Origin of the sequence: Mycobacterium rhizamassiliense (assembly GCF_900157375.1) — a bacterium.
Lineage (GTDB): Bacteria > Actinomycetota > Actinomycetes > Mycobacteriales > Mycobacteriaceae > Mycobacterium > Mycobacterium rhizamassiliense.
In genome coordinates, this window is sequence record NZ_LT721901.1 from 3,109,179 (window position 1) to 3,133,380 (window position 24,202).

Annotated in this window: 21 protein-coding genes; 10 read left to right on the forward strand and 11 right to left on the reverse strand. The window is 69.2% G+C overall.

Annotation, left to right across the window (positions count from 1 at the left end):
* Nucleotide 1: 1 nt before the first annotated feature.
* Nucleotides 2-850: an LLM class F420-dependent oxidoreductase gene (locus MRAB57_RS15275; RefSeq protein WP_077088094.1), complete on the reverse strand. Its 849-nt coding sequence runs from the start codon at nucleotides 848-850 to the stop codon at nucleotides 2-4.
* 272 nt (nucleotides 851-1,122) lie between these two features.
* Here MRAB57_RS15275 and MRAB57_RS15280 point away from each other — a divergent pair, with 272 nt between their 5' ends.
* From MRAB57_RS15280 to MRAB57_RS15310, 7 genes are read left to right on the forward strand one after another with little or no spacing between them, the layout of a single operon-like run.
* Complete coding sequence (locus MRAB57_RS15280) at nucleotides 1,123-2,013, forward strand: DUF5336 domain-containing protein (protein ID WP_077088095.1); 891 nt, start codon at nucleotides 1,123-1,125, stop codon at nucleotides 2,011-2,013.
* Nucleotides 2,014-2,061: 48 nt separating this feature from the next.
* Complete coding sequence (locus MRAB57_RS15285; protein ID WP_077088096.1) at nucleotides 2,062-3,480, forward strand: cell division protein PerM; 1,419 nt, start codon at nucleotides 2,062-2,064, stop codon at nucleotides 3,478-3,480.
* Nucleotides 3,481-3,528: 48 nt separating this feature from the next.
* Entirely contained in the window at nucleotides 3,529-4,158 is a 630-nt protein-coding gene (gene purN, locus MRAB57_RS15290; protein WP_077088097.1) for a phosphoribosylglycinamide formyltransferase, read from the forward strand.
* Nucleotides 4,155-5,723 carry a bifunctional phosphoribosylaminoimidazolecarboxamide formyltransferase/IMP cyclohydrolase gene (purH, locus tag MRAB57_RS15295; protein ID WP_077088098.1) on the forward strand — a complete coding sequence of 523 codons (1,569 nt, stop codon included), beginning with the start codon at nucleotides 4,155-4,157 and terminating at the stop codon, nucleotides 5,721-5,723. Before purN ends, purH begins: the two co-directional genes overlap by 4 nt.
* Nucleotides 5,724-5,766: 43 nt before the next feature.
* Complete coding sequence (locus MRAB57_RS15300; protein ID WP_077088099.1) at nucleotides 5,767-7,149, forward strand: sigma 54-interacting transcriptional regulator; 1,383 nt, start codon at nucleotides 5,767-5,769, stop codon at nucleotides 7,147-7,149.
* Nucleotides 7,142-9,136: a vWA domain-containing protein gene (locus tag MRAB57_RS15305; protein ID WP_077088100.1), complete on the forward strand. Its 1,995-nt coding sequence runs from the start codon at nucleotides 7,142-7,144 to the stop codon at nucleotides 9,134-9,136. The genes MRAB57_RS15300 and MRAB57_RS15305 overlap by 8 nt, the downstream gene beginning before the upstream one ends.
* 13 nt (nucleotides 9,137-9,149) lie before the next feature.
* Nucleotides 9,150-9,479: a hypothetical protein gene (locus tag MRAB57_RS15310; RefSeq protein WP_077088101.1), complete on the forward strand. Its 330-nt coding sequence runs from the start codon at nucleotides 9,150-9,152 to the stop codon at nucleotides 9,477-9,479.
* A gap of 5 nt (nucleotides 9,480-9,484) precedes the next feature.
* Here the strand turns inward: MRAB57_RS15310 and MRAB57_RS15315 are convergent, their stop codons facing one another.
* From MRAB57_RS15315 to MRAB57_RS15365, 10 genes are all read right to left on the reverse strand, one after another.
* Entirely contained in the window at nucleotides 9,485-10,111 is a 627-nt protein-coding gene (locus MRAB57_RS15315; protein ID WP_245835934.1) for an LppA family lipoprotein, read from the reverse strand.
* 45 nt (nucleotides 10,112-10,156) lie between these two features.
* On the reverse strand, nucleotides 10,157-11,830 hold the full coding sequence (locus MRAB57_RS28950) for an alpha/beta hydrolase (RefSeq protein ID WP_077088103.1): 1,674 nt from the start codon (nucleotides 11,828-11,830) through the stop codon (nucleotides 10,157-10,159).
* The gene (locus MRAB57_RS15330; RefSeq protein ID WP_245835935.1) at nucleotides 11,827-12,153 is read right to left on the reverse strand and encodes a WXG100 family type VII secretion target; all 327 of its coding nucleotides are present in this window, start codon (nucleotides 12,151-12,153) and stop codon (nucleotides 11,827-11,829) included. The genes MRAB57_RS28950 and MRAB57_RS15330 overlap by 4 nt, the downstream gene beginning before the upstream one ends.
* A gap of 100 nt (nucleotides 12,154-12,253) precedes the next feature.
* A complete protein-coding gene (locus tag MRAB57_RS15335; protein ID WP_077088104.1) occupies nucleotides 12,254-12,856 on the reverse strand; it encodes a DUF1707 SHOCT-like domain-containing protein in 603 nt (200 codons plus the stop codon).
* A gap of 85 nt (nucleotides 12,857-12,941) precedes the next feature.
* Entirely contained in the window at nucleotides 12,942-13,790 is an 849-nt protein-coding gene (locus tag MRAB57_RS15340) for an enoyl-CoA hydratase family protein (RefSeq protein WP_077088105.1), read from the reverse strand.
* Complete coding sequence (locus tag MRAB57_RS15345; protein WP_077088106.1) at nucleotides 13,790-14,956, reverse strand: acyl-CoA dehydrogenase family protein; 1,167 nt, start codon at nucleotides 14,954-14,956, stop codon at nucleotides 13,790-13,792. The genes MRAB57_RS15340 and MRAB57_RS15345 overlap by 1 nt, the downstream gene beginning before the upstream one ends.
* Complete coding sequence (locus MRAB57_RS15350) at nucleotides 14,957-16,936, reverse strand: acetyl/propionyl/methylcrotonyl-CoA carboxylase subunit alpha (RefSeq protein ID WP_077088107.1); 1,980 nt, start codon at nucleotides 16,934-16,936, stop codon at nucleotides 14,957-14,959.
* A gap of 5 nt (nucleotides 16,937-16,941) precedes the next feature.
* Nucleotides 16,942-18,537 carry an acyl-CoA carboxylase subunit beta gene (locus MRAB57_RS15355; RefSeq protein ID WP_077088108.1) on the reverse strand — a complete coding sequence of 532 codons (1,596 nt, stop codon included), beginning with the start codon at nucleotides 18,535-18,537 and terminating at the stop codon, nucleotides 16,942-16,944.
* On the reverse strand, nucleotides 18,534-19,694 hold the full coding sequence (locus MRAB57_RS15360) for an acyl-CoA dehydrogenase family protein (RefSeq protein ID WP_077088109.1): 1,161 nt from the start codon (nucleotides 19,692-19,694) through the stop codon (nucleotides 18,534-18,536). Before MRAB57_RS15360 ends, MRAB57_RS15355 begins: the two co-directional genes overlap by 4 nt.
* Nucleotides 19,691-21,403 (reverse strand): acyclic terpene utilization AtuA family protein, encoded by a 1,713-nt coding sequence (locus MRAB57_RS15365; protein ID WP_077088110.1) that lies wholly within the window; start codon nucleotides 21,401-21,403, stop codon nucleotides 19,691-19,693. Before MRAB57_RS15365 ends, MRAB57_RS15360 begins: the two co-directional genes overlap by 4 nt.
* 248 nt (nucleotides 21,404-21,651) lie before the next feature.
* On the opposite strand from MRAB57_RS15365, the gene rpmF reads away from it, so the two are divergent.
* The 3 genes from rpmF (at nucleotide 21,652) to MRAB57_RS15380 (ending at nucleotide 24,180) form a co-directional block, all read left to right on the forward strand.
* Nucleotides 21,652-21,825, forward strand: coding sequence for a 50S ribosomal protein L32 (rpmF, locus tag MRAB57_RS15370; protein ID WP_077088111.1), 174 nt, complete (start codon nucleotides 21,652-21,654; stop codon nucleotides 21,823-21,825).
* A 127-nt stretch (nucleotides 21,826-21,952) separates the two neighbouring features.
* On the forward strand, nucleotides 21,953-22,639 hold the full coding sequence (gene mprA / locus MRAB57_RS15375) for a two-component system response regulator MprA (protein WP_077088112.1): 687 nt from the start codon (nucleotides 21,953-21,955) through the stop codon (nucleotides 22,637-22,639).
* Entirely contained in the window at nucleotides 22,639-24,180 is a 1,542-nt protein-coding gene (locus tag MRAB57_RS15380) for a HAMP domain-containing sensor histidine kinase (protein ID WP_077088113.1), read from the forward strand. Before mprA ends, MRAB57_RS15380 begins: the two co-directional genes overlap by 1 nt.
* The last annotated feature ends 22 nt before the right edge of the window (nucleotides 24,181-24,202 follow it).

Sequence of the window (24,202 nt, forward strand, 5' to 3'; positions counted from 1 at the left end):
CCTAGACCATCGCGGCGAGCTTGCCGGCCAGCCTCTCCACGTACGAGGCGACCTCGTCCTCGGGCTTGTCCGGCAAACCGAACAGCACCTCGGTGACTCCGAGCTCGGACCAGTGCGCCAGCTTCTCGGGGACCGGCTTGAAGTCCAGCGCCACGATCTGCGGGGCTCCGTCGCGGCCGGCGGCCGCCCAGGTGTCCTGCAGCAGCTTCACCGGTTCGTCGATGTTGAAGTCGCGCGGCGTGGTGATCCAGCCGTCGGCGCTGCGGGCGATCCACTTGAAGTTCTTCTCGTTACCCGCGGCGCCCACCAGCACCGGGATGTGCGGCTGCACCGGCTTGGGATAGGCCCAGCTGGGGCCGAACTTGACGAACTCGCCGTCGTACTCGGCTTCCTCTTGCGTCCACAGTGCGCGCATCGCCTCGAGGTACTCGCGCAGGCAGGTGCGGCGGCGGCCGGCTGGCACGCCGTGGTCGGCGAGTTCGTCGGTGTTCCAGCCGAACCCGACGCCCAGGCTGACCCGGCCACCGGAGAGGTGGTCCAACGTGGCGATGCTTTTCGCCAGCGTGATCGGGTCGTGCTCAACCGGCAGCGCCACGGCGGTGGACAACCGCACCCGCGAGGTGACGGCGCACGCGGCGCCCAAACTCACCCATGGGTCTAGTGTCCGCATGTAGCGGTCGTCCGGCAGCGATTCGTCACCCGTCGTCGGGTGAGCCGCCTCGCGCTTCACCGGGATATGCGTGTGTTCCGGCACGTAGAACGTCGTGAAGCCGTGGTCGTCGGCGAGCTTGGCGGCCGCCGCCGGCGAGATGCCTCGGTCACTGGTGAAAAGCACGAGCCCGTAATCCATGGACAGAATTAGAACGTGTTCTACCTACGCTGAGCAAGCCGGTGCCCGCATCTGGCGCCGAAGCCGCTGTGCGGTGCAGGTCGGCGCAGCCGCCGGTCGCTCCGGCACGGGTAGTCGAACGTGCGCTAGCGTGGTTGAGCGATCGCGTCGTACGCAAGCGCGGGCAAATCTGGGCGTCGATGAACGTGCGCCCGTGAGCCCAGCGTGGCAACCGCAGCAGTGACGTGGCGCCCGATGAGCTCTTGAAGGCGCTGGAACCAACAGGAGGAGTCATGACCTACTCGCCCGGTAGTCCCGGATATCCGCCATCGCAGCCCGGCGGCTCCTACCCAGGCGCCACACCGTCGTTCGCCAAGACCGACGACGGCCCGAGCAAGCTCCCGTTCTATCTGAACATCGCGGTGGCGGCGCTCGGGTTGGCGGTGTACCTGCTGAACTTCGGCCCGACGTTCACCCTCGGCGCCGACCTCGGTGCGGCCTCCGGCGGGCGTGCCGGCGACGCCGGTACCGCGGTCCTGGTCGCGGTGCTGGCCGCGCTGCTCGCCGGGCTGGGATTGCTGCCCAAGGCGAAGAACCACTCCGGCGTGGTCGCGGCCATCGCCGTCCTGGGTGCGCTGCTGGCGATCTCGGAGACCATCAACATGCCCGCCGGGTTCGCGCTGGGCTGGGCGATCTGGCCCCTGGTCGCGGCCAGCGTGCTGCAGGCGGTCGCCGCCGTCGTCGTGGTCCTGCTGGAGGCGGGCGTCATCACCGCGCCTGCCCCGCGGCCCAAGTACGACCCCTACGCGCAGTACGGCCAGTACGGCCAATACGGCCAGCAGTACGGCGGGCAGCCCGGCTACTACGGTCAGCCCGGCCCGCAGCAGCAGCAGCACGGCGGACCGCAGTCGCACAACCCGCAGTCGTCCGGGTACGGGTCGCAGTACGGCGGCTACCCGAACCAGGGCCCGACGCAAAGCGCGATCCCGACCACGGGCGGCTTCGGTGCCCAGCCCGGCCCGCAGTCGGGGGGCCAGCAGGGCCCGTCCACCCCGCCCACCGGCTTCCCGAGCTTCAGCCCGCCGCCGTCCGTCGAAGGCAGCGGATCCGAGGGTGGCTCGGCTACCGCCAGTTACCAAACCGGAGAGCAGCAGCACACGCCGCCTGGGTCGGCACCGTCCTAACCGTGGCCTCCCGCGCCTAGTCGGGCAGGTGCGCCAAGAGTGACACGGGTGGAGGACAACCGCGCCGCGGGCGCCCGCCAGGCGCGAGACCTTGTTCGGGTTGCGTTCGGACCCGCCGTGGTGGCACTGGTCATCATCGCCGCGGTCACCTTGCTGCAGCTGTTGATCGCCAACAGCGAAATGACCGGCGCGCTGGGCGCGATCGCCAGCATCTGGCTCGGCATCCACAGCGTGCCGATCTCGATCGGCGGCCACGAACTGGGCGTGCTGCCGCTGCTGCCGATGCTGCTGATGGTGTGGGCGACCGCGCGCAGCACGGCGCGGGCAACGTCGGTGTACTCGTCATGGCTGGTGGTCCGTTGGGTCATCGCTTCCGCGCTCGGCGGCCCGCTGCTGCTGACCGCGATCGCGCTGGCCGTCATTCACGACGCGTCGACGGTGATCACCGAGCTGGAGACGCCCAGCGCGCTGCGCGCGTTCGCCAGCGTCCTGGTGGTGCATGCGCTGGGGGCCGCGATCGGGGTGTGGTCGCGGGTGGGCCGGCGCGCGCTGGCGGCGTCGCCCTTGCCCAATTGGCTCGGCGATTCCCTGCGCGCCGCGGCCGCGGGCGTGCTGGCGCTGGTCGGGCTCTCCGGCATGGTCACCGCCGCATCGCTGGTCGTGCACTGGGCGACGATGCAAGACCTCTACGGGATCACCGATTCGATCTTCGGTCAGTTCAGCCTGTCGGTGCTGTCCATGCTGTACGCGCCGAACGTCATCGTCGGTACCTCCGCGGTCGCGGTCGGGTCCAGCGCGCACGTGGGCTTCGCGACGTTCAGCTCGTTCACCGTCTTCGGCGGGGACATCCCGTCGCTGCCCATCCTGGCCGCGGTCCCGGCCCCGCCGCTGGGCCCGGTCTGGGTCGCGCTGCTCATCGTCGGCGCCTCGTCGGGTGTGGCGCTCGGGCAGCAATGCGCTCGCCATCCGCTGCCGCTGGTGCCGGCGATGGGCAAGCTGCTGGCCGCGTCGGTCGTCGGTGCGCTGGCCATGTCGCTGCTCGGCTACGGCGCCAGCGGCCGGCTCGGCAACTTCGGCCACGTCGGGGTGGACCAGGGCGCGTTGCTGATCGGCAGCTTCTTCTGGTTCGCCGTCGTCGGCTGGCTCACGGTGGCGATGACCGGCGGGGTCAGCCGCCGGCGCAGGCGCCCCCGGCCGAAGCCCGCACCCGCCGCGTCGGCCGAGGAGCCCGCCGACTTCTTCACCGAGCCGGAGCTTTTCACCGAGTCCGAGCCGCTCGGTGAGCCCGCGGATTTGGCGGACGACCTGACCGGGCCCGACGACGTGGCCGAGGACGTCGAGCCGGCCGAGTCGGCCGAGTCCGCCGAGGATGATGCGGTGCTCGGGGTCGAGGAGGAGCCCGCCGCGGCCCCTTCGGAGCCCGACGAACCCGAGCCCGGCCCGGGCGAGCGCGAACCCGGCGACTAGCGGCCAGCCTTGTCATCCGGCGGGCGGCGGCGTTAGTAGGCTCGCGATGTGGTCGAACCGCTGCGCGTGCCCCCGAGTGCACCGGCGCGGCTGGTGGTGCTGGCATCTGGCACCGGATCGCTACTGAACTCACTGCTGGCCGCCGCGGTCGGCGACTATCCGGCCCGCGTGGTCGCCGTCGGCGCCGATCGTGACTGCCAGGCCAGCGAGGTCGCCGCGGCGGCGTCGCTGCCCACGTTCACCGTCCGGCTGCGCGATCACCCCAGCCGCGAGGCCTGGGACGCCGCCATCACCGACGCCACCGTGGCCCACTCGCCCGACCTGATCGTCTCCGCGGGGTTCATGAAAATACTTGGACCGCAATTCCTTTCACGGTTCTGCGGACGCACGCTGAACACCCATCCGGCGCTGCTGCCTGCGTTCGCGGGGTCGCACGCCGTTCCGGAGGCGCTGGCTTATGGTGTGCGGGTCACCGGCTGTACGGTGCACCTGGTGGACGCCGGGATGGACACCGGGCCGATATTGGCGCAGGAGCCCATCGCGGTGTTCGACGGCGACAACGAAGAGACACTGCACGAACGCATCAAGGTCGTGGAACGGCGGCTGTTGGTGGACGTGGTAGCCGCGATCGCGACCCGCGGCGTGACCTGGACCGGACGAAAGGCGACCATAGGATGAGCGACGAGTCACGAAGGGCGATTCGGCGCGCGCTGATCAGCGTCTACGACAAGACCGGTCTCATCGAGCTCGCCGAGGGGCTGAGCGCGGCGGGTGTCGAAATCGTGTCGACCGGATCGACCGCGAAGACCATTGCGGGCAAAGGGATTTCGGTGACACCGGTGGAGGATCTGACCGGTTTCCCCGAGGTGCTCGACGGCCGGGTCAAGACGCTGCACCCGCGGGTGCATGCCGGGCTGCTGGCGGATCTGCGCAAGCCGGAGCACGCCGCCGCGCTCGAAGAGCTCGGCATCGCGGCCTTCGAGCTGGTCGTCGTCAACCTGTATCCATTCAGCGAGACCGTCGAATCCGGCGCGAGTATCGACGAATGCGTCGAGCAGATCGACATCGGCGGCCCGTCGATGGTGCGCGCCGCGGCGAAAAACCATCCCAGCGTCGCGGTGGTCACCGACCCGCTCGGCTACGATGGGGTGCTCGCCGCGGTGCGCGGTGGCGGATTCACCCTCGCCGAGCGCAAGAAGCTGGCGGCACTGGCCTTTCAGCACACCGCCGACTACGACATCGCGGTGGCGGGCTGGATGGAGTCGACGCTGGCGCCCGAGCATCCACCCACGGCGTTCCCGCAGTGGTTCGGCCGCAGCTGGCGGCGCTCGGCGACGCTGCGCTACGGCGAGAACCCACACCAGCAGGCCGCCCTCTACACCGACCCGGCCGCCTGGCCCGGCCTGGCGCAGGCCGAGCAGCTGCACGGAAAAGAGATGTCCTACAACAACTTCACCGACGCGGACGCGGCGTGGCGGGCGGCGTTCGACCATGAACAGATCTGCGTGGCGATCATCAAGCACGCCAACCCCTGCGGCATCGCGATCTCGTCGACATCGGTCGCGGACGCGCACCGCAAGGCGCACGAGTGCGACCCGCTCAGCGCGTTCGGCGGTGTGATCGCGACCAACACCGAAGTCAGCCTGGAGATGGCGGAATTCGTCAGCACGATCTTTACCGAGGTGATCGTGGCGCCGGCCTACGCGCCGGAGGCCCTCGAGGTGCTGACGCGCAAGAAGAACGTCCGCGTGCTGGTGGCCTCCGAACCGATGGCCGGCGGCAACGAGCTGCGACCGGTCAGCGGCGGGTTGCTGATCCAGCAGCGCGACCAACTCGACGCGCACGGCGACAACCCGGCGAACTGGACGCTGGCGACCGGGTCACCGGCCGACCCGGCGACGTTGAGCGACCTGGTCTTTGCGTGGCGCACCTGCCGCGCGGTCAAGTCGAACGCCATCGTCATCGCGGGTGACGGCGCGACGATCGGCGTCGGCATGGGTCAGGTCAACCGGGTCGATGCCGCGCGGCTGGCCGTCGCGCGCGGTGGCGACCGGGTGACCGGCGCGGTCGCGGCCTCCGATGCGTTCTTCCCGTTCCCCGACGGGCTCGAGACGCTGACCGCGTCCGGGGTGCGCGCGATCGTGCACCCCGGCGGCTCGGTGCGCGACGACGAGGTGACGGCCGCGGCGGCCCACGCCGGCATCACCCTCTACCTGACCGGAGCCCGTCACTTCGCGCACTGACCGTTAGCGCGTGAGGTTTCGGCGCTACGCGTAGCTTGGAGAGGTGACAACTCCGAACAACCTGCCCCGCACCGTCGGCGAACTCCGAGCCGCCGGTCACCGCGAACGGGGAGTCAAGCAGGAAATCCGCGAAAATCTGCTGACTGCGCTGGCCGAGGGTGACGAAGTGTGGCCGGGCATCCTGGGTTTCGAAGACACCGTGCTGCCGCAGTTGGAGCGCGCGCTGATCGCGGGTCACGACTTCGTCCTGCTCGGTGAGCGCGGCCAGGGCAAAACCCGACTGCTGCGCGCGCTGACCGGTCTGCTCGACGAGTGGACGCCGGTGATCGCGGGCGCCGAGCTGGGTGAGCACCCCTACTCGCCGATCACGCCGGAGTCGATCCGGCGGGCGGCCACCCACGGCGACGACCTGCCGATCGAGTGGCGGCACCGCAGCGAGCGCTACACCGAGAAGCTGGCCACCCCCGACACCAGCGTCGCGGACCTGGTCGGCGACATCGACCCGATCAAGGTCGCCGAGGGCCGCAGCCTCGGCGACCCCGAGACCATCGCCTACGGCCTCATCCCGCGGGCCCACCGCGGCGTCGTCGCCGTCAACGAACTGCCCGACCTCGCCGAGCGCATCCAGGTGTCGATGCTCAACGTGATGGAGGAGCGCGACATCCAGGTCCGCGGCTACACGCTGCGCCTGCCGCTGGACGTGCTGGTGGTCGCCAGCGCCAACCCCGAGGACTACACCAACCGGGGCCGCATCATCACCCCGCTCAAGGACCGCTTTGGCGCCGAGATCCGCACCCACTACCCGCTCGAGCTGGAGGCCGAGGTCGGCGTCATCCTCCAGGAGGCGCACCTGACCGCACAGGTGCCCGACTACCTGACGCAGGTGATTGCCCGGTTCGCGCGGTACCTGCGCGAGTCCAACTCCGTCGACCAGCGCTCCGGCGTCTCGGCGCGGTTCGCGATCGCGGCCGCCGAGACCGTGGCAGCCTCCGCCCGGCATCGCGGCGCGGTGCTGGGTGAGACCGATCCGGTGGCCCGAATTGTGGACCTGAGCACCGTGATTGACGTGTTGCGCGGCAAGCTGGAATTTGAGTCCGGCGAGGAAGGCCGCGAGCAGGCCGTGCTCGAGCACCTGCTGCGCCGCGCGACTGCCGACACGGCCTCCCGGGTGCTCGGCGGCCTCGACGTCGGTTCGTTGGTCGCCGCCGTCGAGGGCGGCTCGGCGGTGACGACGGGGGAGCGGGTGTCGGCCAAGGACGTGCTCGCCGCGGTGCCCAACCTGCCGGTCGTGGAGCAGATCGCCGCCAAGCTCGGCGCCGAATCCGAGGGCGAACGCGCCGCGGCGCTGGAGCTCGCGCTGGAGGCGCTGTATCTGGCCAAGCGCGTCGACAAGGTATCCGGGGAGGGCCAAACCACCTATGGCTAAGCCTTTTTCGCACGGGCACTCCTCGCGGTACTCGGCGTACACCGGCGGGCCCGACCCGCTGGCCCCGCCGGTGGACCTGCGTGAGGCGCTCGAACAGATCGGGCAGGACGTCATGGGCGGCACGTCGCCGCGCCGCGCGCTGTCCGAGCTGCTGCGACGAGGCACCAAGAACATGCCGGGCGCCGACCGGTTGGCGTCGGAGGCGAATCGGAAGCGGCGGGAGCTGTTGCGGCGCAACAACTTGGACGGCACCCTGCAGGAGATCAAGAAGCTGCTCGACGAGGCAGTGCTGGCCGAGCGCAAGGAGCTCGCCCGCGCGCTCGACGACGACGCCCGCTTCGGCGAACTGCAGCTCGATGCGCTGCCGCCGTCACCGGCCAAGGCCGTGCAGGAGCTTTCCGAATACAACTGGCGAAGTTCGGAGGCCCGCGAAAAGTACGACCAGATCAAGGATCTGCTGGGCCGTGAGATGCTGGATCAGCGTTTCGCCGGCATGAAGGAGGCGCTGCAGGGCGCCACCGACGAGGATCGCCAGCGCGTCAACGAGATGCTCGACGACCTCAACGACTTGCTGGACAAGCACAACCGCGGCGAGGACAGCCAGCAGGACTTCGAAGATTTCATGGCCAAACACGGCGAATTCTTCCCGGAGAACCCGCGCAACATCGACGAGCTGATGGACTCGCTGGCCCAGCGGGCCGCCGCCGCGCAGCGCTTCCGCAACAGCCTGAGCCCCGACCAGCGCGCCGAGCTGGACGCCTTGGCGCAGCAGGCATTTGGGTCTCCGTCGCTGATGAACGCGTTGAGCCGGCTCGACGCCAACCTGCAGGCCGCCCGGCCCGGCGAAGACTGGATGGGATCCGAGCAGTTCTCCGGCGACAACCCGTTGGGCATGGGCGAGGGCGCCCAGGCGCTGTCCGACATCGCCGAGCTCGAACAGCTGGCCGACCAACTCTCGCAAAGCTATCCGGGCGCGACCATGGACGACGTCGATCTCGACGCCCTGGCCCGCCAGCTCGGCGACGAGGCCGCCGTCGACGCGCGGACGCTGGCCGAACTGGAGCGGGCGCTGGTCAACCAGGGCTTCCTGGACCGCGGCTCCGACGGCCAGTGGCGGCTGTCGCCGAAGGCCATGCGCCGGCTCGGCGAGACCGCGTTACGCGATGTGGCACAACAGCTGTCCAGCCGGCGCGGCGACCGTGAGCTGCGGCGCGCCGGGGCCGCCGGCGAGCTGACCGGCGCGACGCGGCCTTGGCAGTTCGGTGACACCGAGCCGTGGAACATCCCCCGGACGCTGACCAACGCGGTGCTGCGCCAGGCGGGCACCGCGACGCTGGACGGCCATGAGGCGCGGTTGAAGATCGCTGTCGACGACGTCGAGGTGTCCGAGACCGAGACACGCACCCAGGCCGCCGTCGCGCTGTTGGTGGACACCTCGTTCTCGATGGTGATGGAGAACCGCTGGCTGCCGATGAAGCAGACGGCGCTCGCGCTCAACCACCTGGTGTGCACCCGATTCCGGGCGGATGCCTTGCAAATCATCGCCTTTGGCCGCTACGCGCGGACCGTGACGGCCGCCGAGCTGACGGGGCTGGAGGGCGTCTACGAGCAGGGCACCAACCTGCACCACGCCTTGGCGCTGGCCGGGCGCCACCTGCGCCGGCATCCCAACGCACAGCCCGTGGTCCTGGTGGTCACCGACGGCGAGCCGACCGCGCACCTGGAGGACTTCGACGGCGACGGCTCGCAGGTGTTCTTCGACTACCCGCCGCACCCGCGGACCATCGCGCACACCGTGCGCGGGTTCGACGACATGGCGCGGTTGGGGGCGCAGATCACCATCTTCCGGCTGGGCAGCGACGCGGGCCTGGCCCGGTTCATCGATCAGGTCGCGCGCCGCGTCGAGGGTCGGGTTGTGGTGCCCGATCTCGACGGGCTGGGCGCGGCGGTGGTGGGCGACTACCTGCGATCGCGGCGCCGCCGCTGATTCGGGGGTTGCCATGGCAGCGACATCGAGGGCCACGGCGGCATGGAACACCCTCGGCTACCTGGTGTACGCGGCGCTCGTCGTCGTCGGAGCGCTGGAAGTCTATCTGTCCTTCTTCTTCGCCATGTCCACCGACGGTTGCCATGACGCGGCCTGCGACTCGAGCTACCACGTGTGGCCGGCGATGGTGTTCGTGTGGGTGGGCGTCGGCGCGGTCCTGCTGCTGACTTTGGTTGTGATGCTGCGCAATTCGTCGCGGGGCAAGGTGGTGGCCGGCTGGCCGCTTGTCGGGCTGCTGTGCCTCGGATTCGTCTACGTCATCGCCGACGCGATCTTGCACTGACGCCTCTAGTGGGCGTCCGCGCTTCGGCCGCCCGGCGGTCCGTACAGGTACGGGTAGTGCACGTCGGCGTCATTCGAGGGCCGCATGTCCAAGGGCGGCGGCGCGGTGCGCCAGGCGGCCGGCAGGTGGCAGCCGGTGTTGTAGTCGTAGGTGATGATCGGGCCGGTCACCAGGTTGATCAAGGCCCCGTCGTCGCGGATTTGGGAGTCGTTCTCCGCGCTCAGCGGCCGCGGCGGCTGCCCGACCACCATGTTGTTCGGGTGGAAGCCCGCCGCCGAGAACACCGGCGCCAACTCGGTGGTGATCTGCAGCCACCCATCGGGGGAGGGCGCCGGGCGGCCGGCGAAGCGGTCGCTCAATTCCTGGCGGCCGATGGAACGGTCGAACGGGTCGTTGCAGCCGTTCGTGGCATTGCTGGCCGGGACGCTCGAAAACACCGTTGCCGGCGAGTATTTGGCGATCGCGGCCCGAACGCTGGCGTCCAGGTCGGTCATTTGATGCTCGACCGTCTCCAGGTCGGGCCGGCCGTTGACGATGTTTTGCAGCCGATCCAACTCGCCGCGCCCGGGGTTGGCGTGCGGGTCCAAGGTCGTCGGCTTGACGCATCCCGCCAATGCCGTCGCGATGACCACGGCGACGACGGCCGCGTGGCATCGAAATATTCTGTGCCGCATAGCCTATGGCCCCGGAATCACGATCGGCCGTTGATCCGGGGGGATCAACGGCGGCACCGGTAGGGGTTTGACCGTTTCGTCGGGGAGCCCGGCCAGCACCGCGGCCAGGTTGTAGCCGCTCATTCGGAGTTGGCCGTTGCTGCCGTCGCGGGCGTATTCGGAGTGCCCGTAGGCGCGTTCGTGCACCTGGCCATCACCCACCGCGCCGCCCGGGGCGACACCGGTCTGCGTTGACAACTCGGTGAAGCCGGGCACGTCCTGCGGCGGCGGACCGAAGGCACCGAACTTCGGGATGATGTCTGACACACCATCATTGATACCAATCTCGTAGAAGGCGTGCCCGGGCGCGACGTGCAGCTGCGAGATGTTGCCGAGCTCGGTGCCGGGGGAGCCGTACAGCACGACGTCGCTCACGGGCGCTCCCTGCTGGAGCGCGAGGCTGGTGACCAGCGACCCGTACGAATGGCCGAAGGCGGTGATGTGCTGATCGGAGACATTCGTCGTCGCGGCCAGTCCCTTGTAGAAGTTGTTCAGTGGGCCCGCGCCCTTCTGGGCCAGCCGGTCCATCGCGACGTCGATCGGGTTGTCGGGTGCGTCGTAGCCGAGCCACGCAACCGAGGCCACCGCATCGGGATTCGCGATGCCGGCCCGCTGGCGCAAGTCGCTCGCCTTGGCGCGCTGCGTTTCTCCCTCACGCACCATCGCGTCGACGCTGGAGCTGACGCGGGTGTTCAAGCCGCCCGTCGTGACGCCGACCCGTTCGGCGTTGTCGACGTCACCAATTCCGACCGCCGCCAATACCTTTCGCTGATTGCTGGTGGTGTCCAGCAGGATCAGGCTGGTGCCAGGGTGCTTGTTCAGGGTGTCCTGCAGCGCCTGCAGATCGGCCAGCTTCTCGGGGTCGGTGTGCCACACCCCGTTTCGGTCCTGCCACCCCTGCTGAAGCCGGTACAACTCGCTTTGCAACACCGGCCTGTTCAGTTCGTCGCGGACCTTGACCGGGACGCCGTCGAGGTTGCGCACCGAATTGGGGAACCATTCCTTGACCCGATCCTGTTGTCCAGGGGTCAGCGAATGCCACCACTTCTTGACCTCGTCGGGATCGGTGCCCGGCGGCGGCACCTTCGGCATCTTCGGGGGCTGGTGGCCGAGCTGGGTGTTGACCTGATCCGGGGACAGGTCGCCGTCGGCGCCGCGAATCGCCGCCGCCAGATCTTCGTCGGCGACTTCGGCATCGGCCAAGAGCTGCCTGATGTTTGCGTTCACCCGAACCGCGGCGTCCAGGATGGCCCGTTGATCGGCCTGCGAATAGGACGCCAAATCCGGTGGCGGCAGGGCAACCCCGGTGGCCTCGTTGAGAACCAGACGATGCTCGCGGGCATCGTCCTTGATCGCTTGCAGCCGTTGACGAATCGCGGCGACCTCGTCTGCCGATTTTTCGGCGGCCCTCGCGACGGCGTCGCAGGCGTCGGCGTGCGTGTCCAGGATCTGGGTGGTCTTATGGGTCGACGCGTTCGCCGCCTCGGCGGCGTCCCCGCCGAAGTCGAGCAGTCGCATCGTCTCGCTCAGCGACGCCGACGCGGTGCGCGTTCCGTGCGCGCGTTTGATCGCGGCGTCGAAGACCGCCCGAATCGCCGCAGAATCCCAATGCTCGATGTCAGCCAGAGTCAACGTCATAGCTGAGTCGCAGCGTTGGCGGCTTCACCTACCTTGGCCACTGCCGTGGTGTTACGGCGTTCCGTCTCGCTGAACTCGGCCGCGGCGAAGTGCATGCCGCACGAATGCTCACCGAAGCGCCCCATGTGGGTGCTGCTGACCGTCGCCCACCTGTCGAGCAACCCCGACAACGCACCCGCCGACGAGCCGACCCACCCGGACTGTGCACCCTCGGCCGCGCCGTGGCACGACTGTTGTAGCGCCAGCAGTGTCTCACCGTGATTGGCGAGCTCATTCCCCACGTGGCTCAGCGCGTCGGGATTGACGCGCAATTCCTCGGCCATAGCTGCCTTTGCTTTCCTTGATCCGCCACCCTGTCGCGAGTATGGCATGAAAAGCGGGGTGTCAGCCACTCACCCAGAGGCGTGACCAGCTCGTTCGGCGCTATGGACGCGGCCTGCGGGGCTTGCGCTTGATGCCGACACCGCCCCACAGCGAGAAGCCGCGGATCTTAACTGTCGGTGCCCCGGGTGTGCCGTCGCCCATGATAGTGCGGTCGAAGCCGCCCATCACGCCGCGGCCGCGGATCTCGACGTTGACTTCGGGCGGCAGCACGATGTTCTGCGCGCTCATGATCGACACGGCGTGGATGTCGACCTCGGTCGAGGTGAAGTCGGCGTAGCGCAGATCCAACACGCCGCTGCCCCAGAAGGTGAACGTGGTCAGCTTCTTCGGGACGTTCCACCGGCCGCGCCGCTCGAACCCGCTCATCAGCGCCAGCAGCAGCGTGGACGGCGCCGGATTGGGCTTGCCGCCCCGGCGCGGGTTCACCGCGGACCCCGGCAGATCGGCGCGCAGCTCTTCCAGCTCCTCGTAGGTCGTCGCGGCATACGCCCTGGCCAGGCGGTCTTCATAGTCCTGCATCTGCAGCCGGCCCTGCTCGGCCGCGTAAGCAAGCAGCTGCGCAATCTGTATGCGATCGGTGTCGGCCGCACGCGCCGAATCGCCGCGTGTTGCCTTCGCATCGTTGTGCGCCGAGTTGCTCATCACCCACGAGCGTACGACGTGGCGGCTTTGCTGCAAGAGGGTTGGCTAAACTGCAACCTCCGAACCGCCCGCGCCCGCCGATTTGTTAGACGTCTGGCGAATTCGCCCAGCTGGGTGGGCGTTTCTGCAAGAACGCCAGCATGCCCTCGCGGGCCTCGTCGGAGACGAACAGCCGGGCCGACTCGTCGGCGAGCCGGTCGGTGTCGCGGTCGAACCCCTCGAGGACGGCGGCGGTCGTCAGCGCCTTCGACGCGGCGAGCCCCTGCGGCGAACCCTTGCCCACAGCGGCGACCACTTCCGCCACCGCCGCGTCCACGTCGTCGGCGGCGAACGTGATCAGTCCGATCGCCGCGGCCTCGGCCGCGTCGAACGTCTCGCCGGTCACGTAGTAGCGGGCCGCGGCCCGCGCCGACATCTTCGGCAGCAGCGTCAGCGAGATGATCGCGGGCGCGACGCCGATGCGGGCCTCGGTCAGCGCGAAGGTACTGCGCGGGCCGGCGACCACGATGTCGCAGGCGCCCACCAAGCCGAACCCGCCGGCGCGCACGTGTCCGTCGATGGCGCCGATCACCGGCAGCGGCGATTCGACGATGGCACGCATCAGCGCGGCCATTTCGCGGGCCCGGGCGGCGGCCGCGTCGTACGGCGATGGTGGCGACCCGCTTCGCCCGGCCGCGCCGCGCTCGCGATCGCCACGGGGGTCGCCGCCGCTGGCCTCGCTCAGGTCGGCGCCGGCGCAGAAGGTGCCGCCGGTGTGGCCGAGCACCACCACCCGCACCGCGGGGTCCGCGGCGGAGTCCCGCAGCCCCTGATGCAGCTGCGTGACCAGAGCCGTCGACAGCGCGTTGCGGTTATGCGGGGAGTTCAGCGTCAGCCGGGCGGCCGGTCCGCCGGTGTCGGCCGGCCCCGCGTAGTCGACTAAACGTTCTTCCATCAGTAGGACCGGGGCAGGCCCAGGGATGTCTGCGCGACGAAGTTCAGCACCATCTCGCGGCTGACGGGCGCGATCCGCCCGAGCCGGGCCGAGGTGAGCATGGCGGCGACGCCGTACTCCTTGGTCAGCCCGTTGCCGCCCATCGACTGCACGGCCTGGTCGACCGAGCGGGTAGCCGCCTCGGCCGCAGCGTATTTCGCCATGTTGGCCGCCTCGGCCGCGCCCGCGTCGTCGCCGGTGTCGTAGAGCGTGGCCGCCTTCTGCATCATCAGCTTGGCGAGCTGGACCTCAATGTGGCACTGCGCCAACGGATGAGACAGCCCCTGGTGCGCGCCGATCGGCGTGCCCCACACCTGGCGGGTCTTGACGTAGTCGGCAGCCTTCTCCAGCGCGAACCGGCCCATGCCCACCGAGCTGGCTGCCCCCATGATCCGCTCGGGGTTCAGGCCGGCGAAAAGCTGCGCGATCGCGGCGTCCTCGGAGCCGACCAGCGCATCGGCCGGCAGCCGGACATCGTCGAGGAACACCTGGAACTGGCGTTCGGGACTGATCAGCTCCATCTCGATTGGCGTATAGGTGAATCCGGGCGCATCGGTGGGCACCACGAACAGGGCCGGACGCAGCTTGCCCGTCTTGGCCTCTTGGCTGCGGGCCACCATCAGTACCGCCTGGGCCTGATCGATGCCGGAGATGTAAACCTTCTGGCCCTTGAGGATCCAGTCGCTGCCGTCGCGGCGTGCGGTGGTGGTGATCTTGTGTGAGTTGGATCCGGCGTCGGGCTCGGTGATCGCGAATGCCATCGTCAGGGTGCCGTCGGCGATGCTGGGAATCCAGCGCTTCTTCTGCTCGTCGGTGCCGAACTTGCTGATGATCGTCCCGTTGATGGCGGGCGACACCACCATCAGCAGCAGCGCGCTGCCCGCGGCGGCCATCTCCTCCATCACCAGAGACAGCTCGTACATGCCGGCGCCGCCGCCACCGTACTCCTCGGGCAGGTTGACGCCCAGGAAGCCGAGCTTGCCTGCCTCCGACCATAATTCGTCGGTGTGCTCGTGTGCGCGCGCCTTTTCCAGGTAGTACTCGCTGCCGAATTTGGCGGCCCACGCGGACACCGACTTACGCAGGGCCTGGCGCTCTTCGCTCTCGATGAAGCTGGTGTCGGTCATTTACGAATCTCCTTCATTTTCGGGCGCGTCCACCCGCGCCAAGACGGCGCCGACTTCGACTTGTTGTCCGGTACTGACGTTGAGCTCGGCGAGCACACCGTCGGCCGGGGCGGTGATGGTGTGCTCCATCTTCATCGCCTCCAGCCAGATCAGCGGCTGGCCCGCGGTCACCGTGTCGCCCACCTCGGCGCCGAGCCGGATCACGTTGCCCGGCATGGGCGCGACGAGCGAACCCTTCTCGACGGCCGAGCCCGGCTCGGGGAAGCGGGGCACGGCGGTCAGGTGCACGGGGCCGCGGGGCGAATCGACGTAGACGTCGGTGCCGTAGCGGGCGACCGAGAATGCGGTCGCCACCCCGTTGCCGTCGGCCAGCAGCACCCGGTCGGGTGTCGAGCTGACCAGCTGCGCCGTCTCATCGCCGGCGAACGCTAAACCCGTTCTGGTGAAATGGTATTCGATGCGGTGTTCGGTGCCTTCGTCGTCCAGGTAGGTCTTCACCTGGTAGCCCGACGTGAGATTCCGCCAGCCACTCGGCGCGGCGGCCAGCACCTTCGCTGTCGCGCGGTTGCGCTCGGCGTCGGCGAGCGCGGCCGCTATGGCCGACCATCGAACCGTCGTCGCATCGGCCAGCGGCGCCGACAGGACCGTCAGGTCATGCGTGTCGAAAAAGGCGGTGTCGGTAGCGCCGTCGAGGAAGGCCGGGTGCCGCAGCACGTTCACCAGCAGCTCGCGGTTGGTGCGCAGGCCGTGTAGCCGGGTGCGGGCCAGCGCGTCGGCCAGCACCAACGCCGATTGCCGCCGCGTCGGCGCGTAGGAGATGACCTTGGCCAGCATCGGGTCGTAATGGATCGACACCACCGATCCGTCGACGATGCCGGAATCGAGCCGGATCCCGGTCCGCTGCCCCAACGTCTCGAACTGCGTACGCACCCCCGGCACGTCGACGTGCTGCACCGTGCCGGCCTGCGGCTGCCACCCCCGGGCCGGGTCCTCGGCGTAGAGCCGTGCCTCGATCGAATGCCCTTGGGCGGCAGGAGGTTCGGTGTCGAGGCGACCGCCGTCGGCGACCGCGAGCTGCAGCTCGACGAGGTCGAGCCCGGTGGTCTCCTCGGTGACTGGGTGCTCGACCTGCAGCCGGGTGTTCATTTCCAGGAAGTAGAACTCACCGTCGTCGTCGGCGAGGAACTCCACCGTGCCCGCGCCGGTGTAGCCGATGGCACCGGTGGCCAGCCGGGCCGCGTCGAACAGCTTGGCCCGCATGCCCGGTGTCCGCTCGACCAGCGGGGCCGGTGCCTCTTCGATGATCTTTTGGTGGCGACGCTGGATCGAGCATTCCCGTTCGCCGACCGCCCACACGGTGCCGTGCGAGTCGGCCATCACCTGCACCTCGATGTGGTGCCCGGTCGGCAGGTAGCGCTCGCAGAACACGGTCGGATCGCCGAACGCGGACTGTGCCTCGCGGCGCGCCGCGGCCACTTCGTCTGGCAGGGTGGACAATTCGTGCACCACCCGCATCCCGCGACCGCCGCCGCCCGCGGAGGCCTTCACCAGCACCGGCAGCTGGGCCTGGGTCACCGTCTCGGGGTCGAGCTCCTCGAGCACCGGCACTCCGGCCGACGACATCAGCTTCTTGGATTCGATCTTGGAGCCCATCGCGCGCACCGCGTCGATCGGCGGTCCCACCCAGACCAGGCCGGCCTCCTGCACGGCGGCGGCGAAATCCGCGTTCTCCGAAAGGAACCCGTAGCCGGGATGCACCGCGTCGGCGCCCGCGGCCCGCGCGGCGGCGACGATGGCCTCGGCGTTCAGGTAGTCGTTGGTGTTCGGCAGGCGAACCCGGGCGTCGGCCTCGGCGACGTGCGGCGCGCTCGCGTCCGGATCGGTGTAGACGGCGACGGTGCCCAGGCCCAGCCGCCGGCAGGTGGCGAACACCCGCCGGGCGATCTCGCCGCGGTTGGCGACCAGCACTCGAGTGACCATGGGGCTCACATCCGGAAGACGCCGAAGTTCGACGTCCCCTTGATCGGGCCATTTGCAATGGCGGACAGACACATTCCTAACACCGCGCGGGTGTCGCGCGGATCGATCACCCCGTCGTCGTAGAGCATCCCGGACAGCACCAACGGCAGCGACTCGGCTTCGATCTGCCCCTCGACTGCGGCCCGCATCGCGGCGTCGGCGTCCTCGTCGACCTGCTGGCCGCGGGCCTCGGCGGCCGCGCGGCTGACGATGGACAGCACACCGGCCAGCTGCGCGCCGCCCATCACGGCGGATTTCGCGCTGGGCCACGCGAACAAGAACCGCGGGTCGTAGGCGCGCCCGCACATGCCGTAGTGGCCGGCGCCGTACGACGCGCCGATCAGCAGCGAGACGTGCGGAACGGTCGAGTTCGAGACGGCGTTGATCATCATCGATCCGTGCTTGATCATGCCGCCCTCTTCGTAGTCCCTGCCCACCATGTATCCGGTGGTGTTGTGCAGGAACAACAATGGCGTGTCGTAGCGGTTGGCCAGCTGGATAAACTGGGTGGCCTTCTGCGACTCCTCGCTGAACAGCACGCCGCGATGGTTGGCCAAGATGCCCACCGGATAGCCGTGCAGCCGGGCCCAGCCGGTCACCAGCGACGAGCCGTACATCGGCTTGAACTCGTCGAATTCGGAGCCGTCGACGATGCGCGCGATCACCTCGCGCGGGTCGAACGGGATCCGCAGGTCCGCAGGCACGATGCCGATCAGTTCGGTCTGATCGAAGGCCGGCTCGACGACCGGTCCGGGTGCCGGTCCCCGCTTGGTCCAGTTCAGCCGGGCCACGATGCGACGTCCGATGCGGATCGCGTCGAGCTCGTCGGCGGCGAAGTAGTCGCCCAAACCCGAGATGCGGGCGTGCATTTCGGCCCCGCCCAACGACTCGTCGTCGGACTCCTCGCCGGTGGCCATCTTCACCAGCGGGGGACCGGCCAGGAACACCTTGGAGCGTTCCTTGATCATCACCACGTGGTCGGACATGCCCGGGATGTAGGCGCCGCCCGCGGTGGAATTGCCGAACACCAGCGCGATGGTCGGGATGCCCGCCGCCGAAAGGCGGGTGAGGTCGCGGAACATCCGCCCGCCGGGGACGAAGATCTCCTTCTGGGTGGGCAGGTCGGCGCCGCCGGATTCCACCAGTGAGATCACCGGAAGCCGGTTCTCGAAAGCGATCTGGTTGGCCCGCAGGATCTTCTTCAGCGTCCACGGGTTGCTGGTGCCGCCCTTGACCGTCGGGTCGTTGGCCACGATTAGGCATTCGACGCCCTCGACCACACCGATGCCGGTGACGGTGCTGGCACCCACCGTGAAGGCGGTGCCCCAGGCCGCGAGCGGGCTCAGCTCCAGGAACGGGGAGTCCTCGTCGACCAGCAGCTCGATGCGTTCGCGCGCGGTGAGCTTGCCCCGGGCATGATGCCGCTCAACGTATTTGGTGCCGCCGCCCGCCAGCGCGTTGGCGAGTTCGGCGTCGATCTCGCCGAGCTTCGTCGTCGTCGCCGACGAAGCGTCCAGATAGGTGGGGGCCTGCGGGTCGAGAGTGGACTTCAAGACGGTCATGATTGATACCCCAGAGTCTTGGCGGCCAGTGCGGTGAGGATTTCGGTGGTTCCGCCGCCGATGCCCAGGATCCTCATGTCCCGGTACTGGCGTTCGACTTCGGATTCGGACATGTAGCCCATGCCGCCGAACAGCTGAACCGCTTGATTGGCAACCCATTCGCCCGCCTCGACCGCGGTGTTCTTGGCGAAACACACCTGCGCGATCAGGTTGGCCTCGCCGGCGAGCTGCTGCTCGACCACGTGGCGGGAGTAGACGCGGGCCACGTCGATGCGGCGGGCCATCTCGGCCAACGTGTTCTGCACCGACTGGCGGGATATCAGCGGGCGGCCGAATGTCTCGCGGTCGCGACACCACTGCGCGGTGATGTCCAGGCAGCGCTGCGCGCTCGAATAGGCTTGCGCGGCAAGGCCGATGCGTTCTGATACGAACGCCTGGGCGATCTGCAGGAAGCCGCTGTTCTCGACGCCGATCAGGTTCGCCGCCGGCACCCGCACGTCGGTGTAGGACAGCTCGGCGGTGTCGGAGGATCGCCAGCCCATCTTGTCCAGCTTGCGGCTGACCTCGAAGCCCGGCGTGCCCTTCTCGACCACGATCAGCGAAACCCCCGCCGCGCCAGGGCCGCCCGTGCGCGCCGCGGTCACGACGTAGTCGGCGCGCACCCCGGACGTGATGTAGGTCTTGGCGCCGTTGATCACGTAGTGGTCGCCTTCTGGACCAGAGCAGCGGACCGCGTTGGTCTTCAGATGCCCGACGTCCGAACCGCCGCCGGGTTCGGTGATGGCCAGCGACCCGATCTTGTCTCCGGCCAGCGTCGGCCGGACGAACTCCTCGATCAGCCGCTGATCGCCCGAGCCGATCATGTGCGGCACCGCGATGCCGCAGGTGAACAGCGACGCGAAGACGCCGCCGGGCCCGCCGGCCTGATGAAACTCTTCGCAGATGACCACCGCGTCGGCCCCGTCGCCGCCACCACCGCCGACGGCTTCGGGCAGGCCCGCGCCCAACAGCCCCGCCGCCCCGGCGCGCCGGTGCAGGTCGCGCGGCAGGTCGCCGCTGCGTTCCCACTCGTCGACGTGGGGCATGATCTCGCGTTCGGTGAACGTGCGCACCGTCTTTCGCAGCTGATCGCGCTCGGGTATGGTCCAGATGCTCATAACAGGCTTTCCGGGATGTCGACGTGACGGCTGCGCAGCCATTCGCCCAGCCCCTTGGCCTGGGGATCGAACCGCGCCTGGTAGGCGACGCCCTGGCCGAGGATGCCGTCGATGACGAAGTTCACCGCGCGCAGGTTGGGCAGCACGTGGCGGGTGACCTCGAGCTCGGCCGCCTCCGGCAGCAGCTCCTTGAGTAGCTCGACGGTCAAAGTGTTGGCCAGCCAACGCCATTGGTCGTCGGTGCGGACCCACACGCCGATGTTGGCCGAGCCGCCCTTGTCGCCGCTGCGGGCGCCGGCGATGCGGCCCAGCGGCACACGCCGGGTCGGGCCGTCCGGCAACGGTTCGGGCAGCGGCGGGGCGGCGGCCGGTGCGAGCTCCAAAGTGTCGGTGGCGCAAGCGATATCGACGCGGGTGCCGTCGGCGTGCACCGCGACGTGCGGCACCACGGTGGCGTCGACGAAGCCGGCGGTGAACACGCCGTAGACCTGGCCGTCGGCCGGCGGCGCGGTGACGTGGAAGCCCGGATAGCTGGCGAGCGCCAATTCGACCGCCGCCGAGGAGAACTGGCGTCCCACGTTGCCGGGATCGGGGTCGCGGACCACGCAGCGCAGCAGCGCGCTGGCGGCTTCCTCGGTGTCGGCGTCGGCGTGGTCGGTTCGCGCCAGCGTCCACTCCAGTTCGGCGGGCTTGGCGGTGAGCCCGGCCTCGAGTTGCCGTCGCACCAGCTCGGCCTTGGCCTCGATGTCGAGGCCGGTGAGCACGAACGTCATCGCGTTGCGGAAGCCGCCGATGCTGTTCAGCGACACCTTCAGCGTGGGTGGCGGCGGCTCGCCGCGCACTCCGCCGATGCGCACGCGGTCCGGGCCGTCCGCCGACAGCTCGACGGTGTCCATCCGGGCCGTCACGTCCGGGTTGGCGTAGCGCGCGCCGGTGATCTCGTAGAGCAGCTGCGCGGTGACGGTGTCGACGCTGACCAGCCCGCCGGTGCCCGGGTGCTTGGTGATCACCGACGAGCCGTCGGCGCTGACCTCGGCCAGCGGGAAGCCGGCGTAGGACAGGTCGGGCACCTCGGTGAAGAACGAGTAGTTGCCGCCGGTGGCCTGCACGCCGCATTCGATGACGTGGCCGGCCACCACCGCGCCGGCGAGCTCGTTGTAGTCGGCGCGGCCCCAGCCGAAGTGCGCGGCCGCGGCCCCGACGATCACCGACGCGTCGGTAACCCGGCCGGTGACGACGACGTCGGCCCCGTCGGCCAGGCAGTCGACGATGCCCCAGGCGCCCAGGTAGGCGTTGGCCGTCAGCGGCGCGCCCAGCCCGAGTTCGGCCGCGCGGGGCTGCAGGTCGTCGCCTTCCACGTGGGCGACGGTGGCGTCGACGCCCAAGCGCTCGGCCAGCGCGCGGATCGCGTCGGCCAGCCCGGCGGGATTGAGGCCCCCGGCGTTGGCGACGATGCGCACGCCGCGGTCGCGGGCCTCGCCCAGGCAGTCCTCCAGCTGGGTCAGGAACGTCTTGGCGTAGCCGCGGTCCGGATGCTTCATCTTGTCGCGGCCCAGGATCAGCATCGTGAGTTCGGCCAGGTAGTCGCCGGTCAGGTAGTCCACGGAGCCGCCGGTGAGCATCTCGCGCATCGCCGAGAGCCGGTCGCCATAGAAGCCCGAGCAGTTCGCGATCCGGACAGCACCGGAACGCCGAGTTGCAGAGGCCATCAACGCCCTCCATTCGGGAATTACCGGTACTCGACCAACCAACCACCCGGTAGGTTAGCGGGTACTGCCGGTGTCACGTCAAGGATGCCCGCCCCGGCGCCGCTGGCATAGCCGCGCAGGCCGCACGGCCCGTTTTGGCGACCAGCAGGTCACCGACTATTCTTGAGTGCAATCGTCGCCGTCGGCCGCATGGGTCACACTGCGCGGCGCACGACCCGAAACCCCAGAACGAGGAGTTAGGCCCGACCATGGCCGTACCCAAGCGCAGGATGTCGCGCTCGAATACCCGTAGCCGCCGCTCGCAGTGGAAGGCCACCAAGACCGAGCTCGTCGGCGTGAACGTGGCTGGCCAGAAGCACAAGGTGCCGCGGCGGCTGCTCAAGGCGGCCCGCCTGGGTCTGATCGATCTGGACAAGCGCTAGGGCCCGGACGCTCAACGCCCGGCCCGCAAGAATCGCCGCGACTCCGACAGCGGCGGGTGTGACGATTTTGCGTCACCACCGGCGTGCCTCTCAGGCCGCTCTCAGGCCCTAGGACGAAACTAGTCCCGTGCGAATACTTGTCGTCGATGACGATCGCGCGGTCCGCGAGTCGCTGCGCAGGTCGCTTTCGTTCAATGGCTATTCAGTCGAGCTGGCCCACGACGGGGTCGAGGCGCTCGAGAAGGTCGCCAGCGATCGGCCCGACGCGCTAGTCCTGGACGTGATGATGCCGCGGCTGGACGGCCTCGAGGTGTGCCGTCAGCTCCGCAGCACCGGTGACGACCTACCGATCCTGGTGCTGACGGCGCGCGATTCGGTCTCCGAGCGGGTCGCCGGCCTGGACGCCGGCGCCGACGACTACCTGCCGAAGCCGTTCGCCCTCGAGGAGCTGCTGGCACGGATGCGGGCGCTGCTGCGCCGCACCAAGCCCGACGACGACGCCGAGTCGGTGGCGATGAAGTTCTCCGATCTGGCGCTGGACCCGGTGACCCGCGAGGTCACCCGGGGTGAACGCCGAATCAGCTTGACCCGCACCGAGTTTGCGTTGTTGGAGATGCTGATCGCCAACCCGCGCCGGGTGCTCACGCGCAGCCGCATCCTCGAAGAGGTGTGGGGATTCGACTTCCCGACCTCGGGCAACGCCCTCGAGGTGTACGTCGGATACCTGCGGCGCAAGACCGAGGCCGACGGCGAGCCGCGGCTGATCCACACCGTGCGCGGCGTCGGCTACGTCCTTCGGGAGACGCCTCCCTGATGATCCGGTTCCACCGACGCCGGCGCGCACCGCTGCGGGCCCCCAGCTCGTTGTCGCTGAGGTGGCGGGTGATGCTGCTGGCGATGTCGATGGTGGCCATGGTCGTCGTCCTGATGGCGTTCGCCGTCTACGCGGTCATCTCGGCCGCGCTGTACAGCGACATCGACAACCAACTGCAGAGCCGGGCGCAGCTGCTGATCGCCAGCGGCTCGCTGGCCGCCGACCCCGGCAAGGCCATCGAGGGCACCGCGTATTCGGACGTCAACGCGATGCTGGTGAATCCCGGCCACTCGATCTACACGGCCCAGCAACCCGGCCAGACGCTGCCGGTTGGGCCCGCCGAGAAGGCGGTCATCCGCGGCGATCTGTTCATGTCGCGGCGCACCGTGTCGGATCAGCGCATCCTGGCCATCCACCTGCCCAACGGCAGTTCACTTTTGATCTCCAAGAGTCTGAAGCCCACCGAGGCCGTGATGACCAAACTGCGCTGGGTGCTGCTGCTCGTCGGCGGCATCGGCGTCGCGGTCGCCGCGGTGGCCGGCGGCATGGTCACCCGGGCCGGGTTGCGGCCGGTCGCCCGGCTGACCGAGGCGGCCGAGCGGGTCGCACGCACCGACGACCTGCGGCCCATCCCGGTGTTTGGTAGCGACGAATTGGCCAGGCTCACTGAGGCTTTCAATTTGATGCTGCGGGCGCTAGCCGAGTCCCGGGAGCGGCAGGCCCGGCTGGTCACCGACGCGGGGCACGAGCTGCGGACCCCGCTGACGTCGCTGCGGACCAACGTCGAACTGTTGATGGCGTCGATGGAGCCTGGCGCGCCGCGGCTGCCCGAGCAGGAGATGGTGGACCTGCGTGCCGACGTGCTCGCGCAGATCGAGGAACTGTCCACGCTGGTGGGCGATCTGGTGGACCTCAGCCGCGACGACGCGGGCACCATCGTGCACGAGCAGATCGACATGTCCGAGGTCATCGACCGCACCCTGGAGCGAGTCAGGCGGCGGCGCAACGACATTCACTTCGACGTCGACGCGATCGGATGGCAGGTCTACGGCGATGCGCCCGGGCTGTCGCGCGCGGCCCTCAACCTGATGGACAACGCGGCCAAGTGGAGTCCGCCGGGCGGGCGCGTCGGCGTCAAGCTGCGTCAGCTCGACGAGTCGCATGCCGAGCTGGTGGTCTCCGATCAGGGACCGGGCATTCCGCCGCACGAGCGGCAGCTGGTGTTCGAGCGCTTCTACCGCTCCACCAGGGCGCGGGCCCTGCCCGGTTCGGGCCTGGGGCTGGCGATCGTCAAGCAGGTGGTGCTCAAGCACGGCGGACTGCTGCGCGTCGAGGACACCGTTTCCGGGGGCCAGCCCCCGGGAACATCGATCTACGTGTTGCTTCCCGGCCGGCTGATCCCGGCCGCGGCCTACGCGGCGGATGGGGAAGACAACGGCGAAGCCAGAACGGGAGCCGTACCGGCACGCGACGCCGGGGCGAACTCTCGGGATACGGCGAACGTTATCTCAGTGGACTCTCAGTCCGCGCGCGCAAGGTAGTTGCAGTTACTGTTGGAACTCG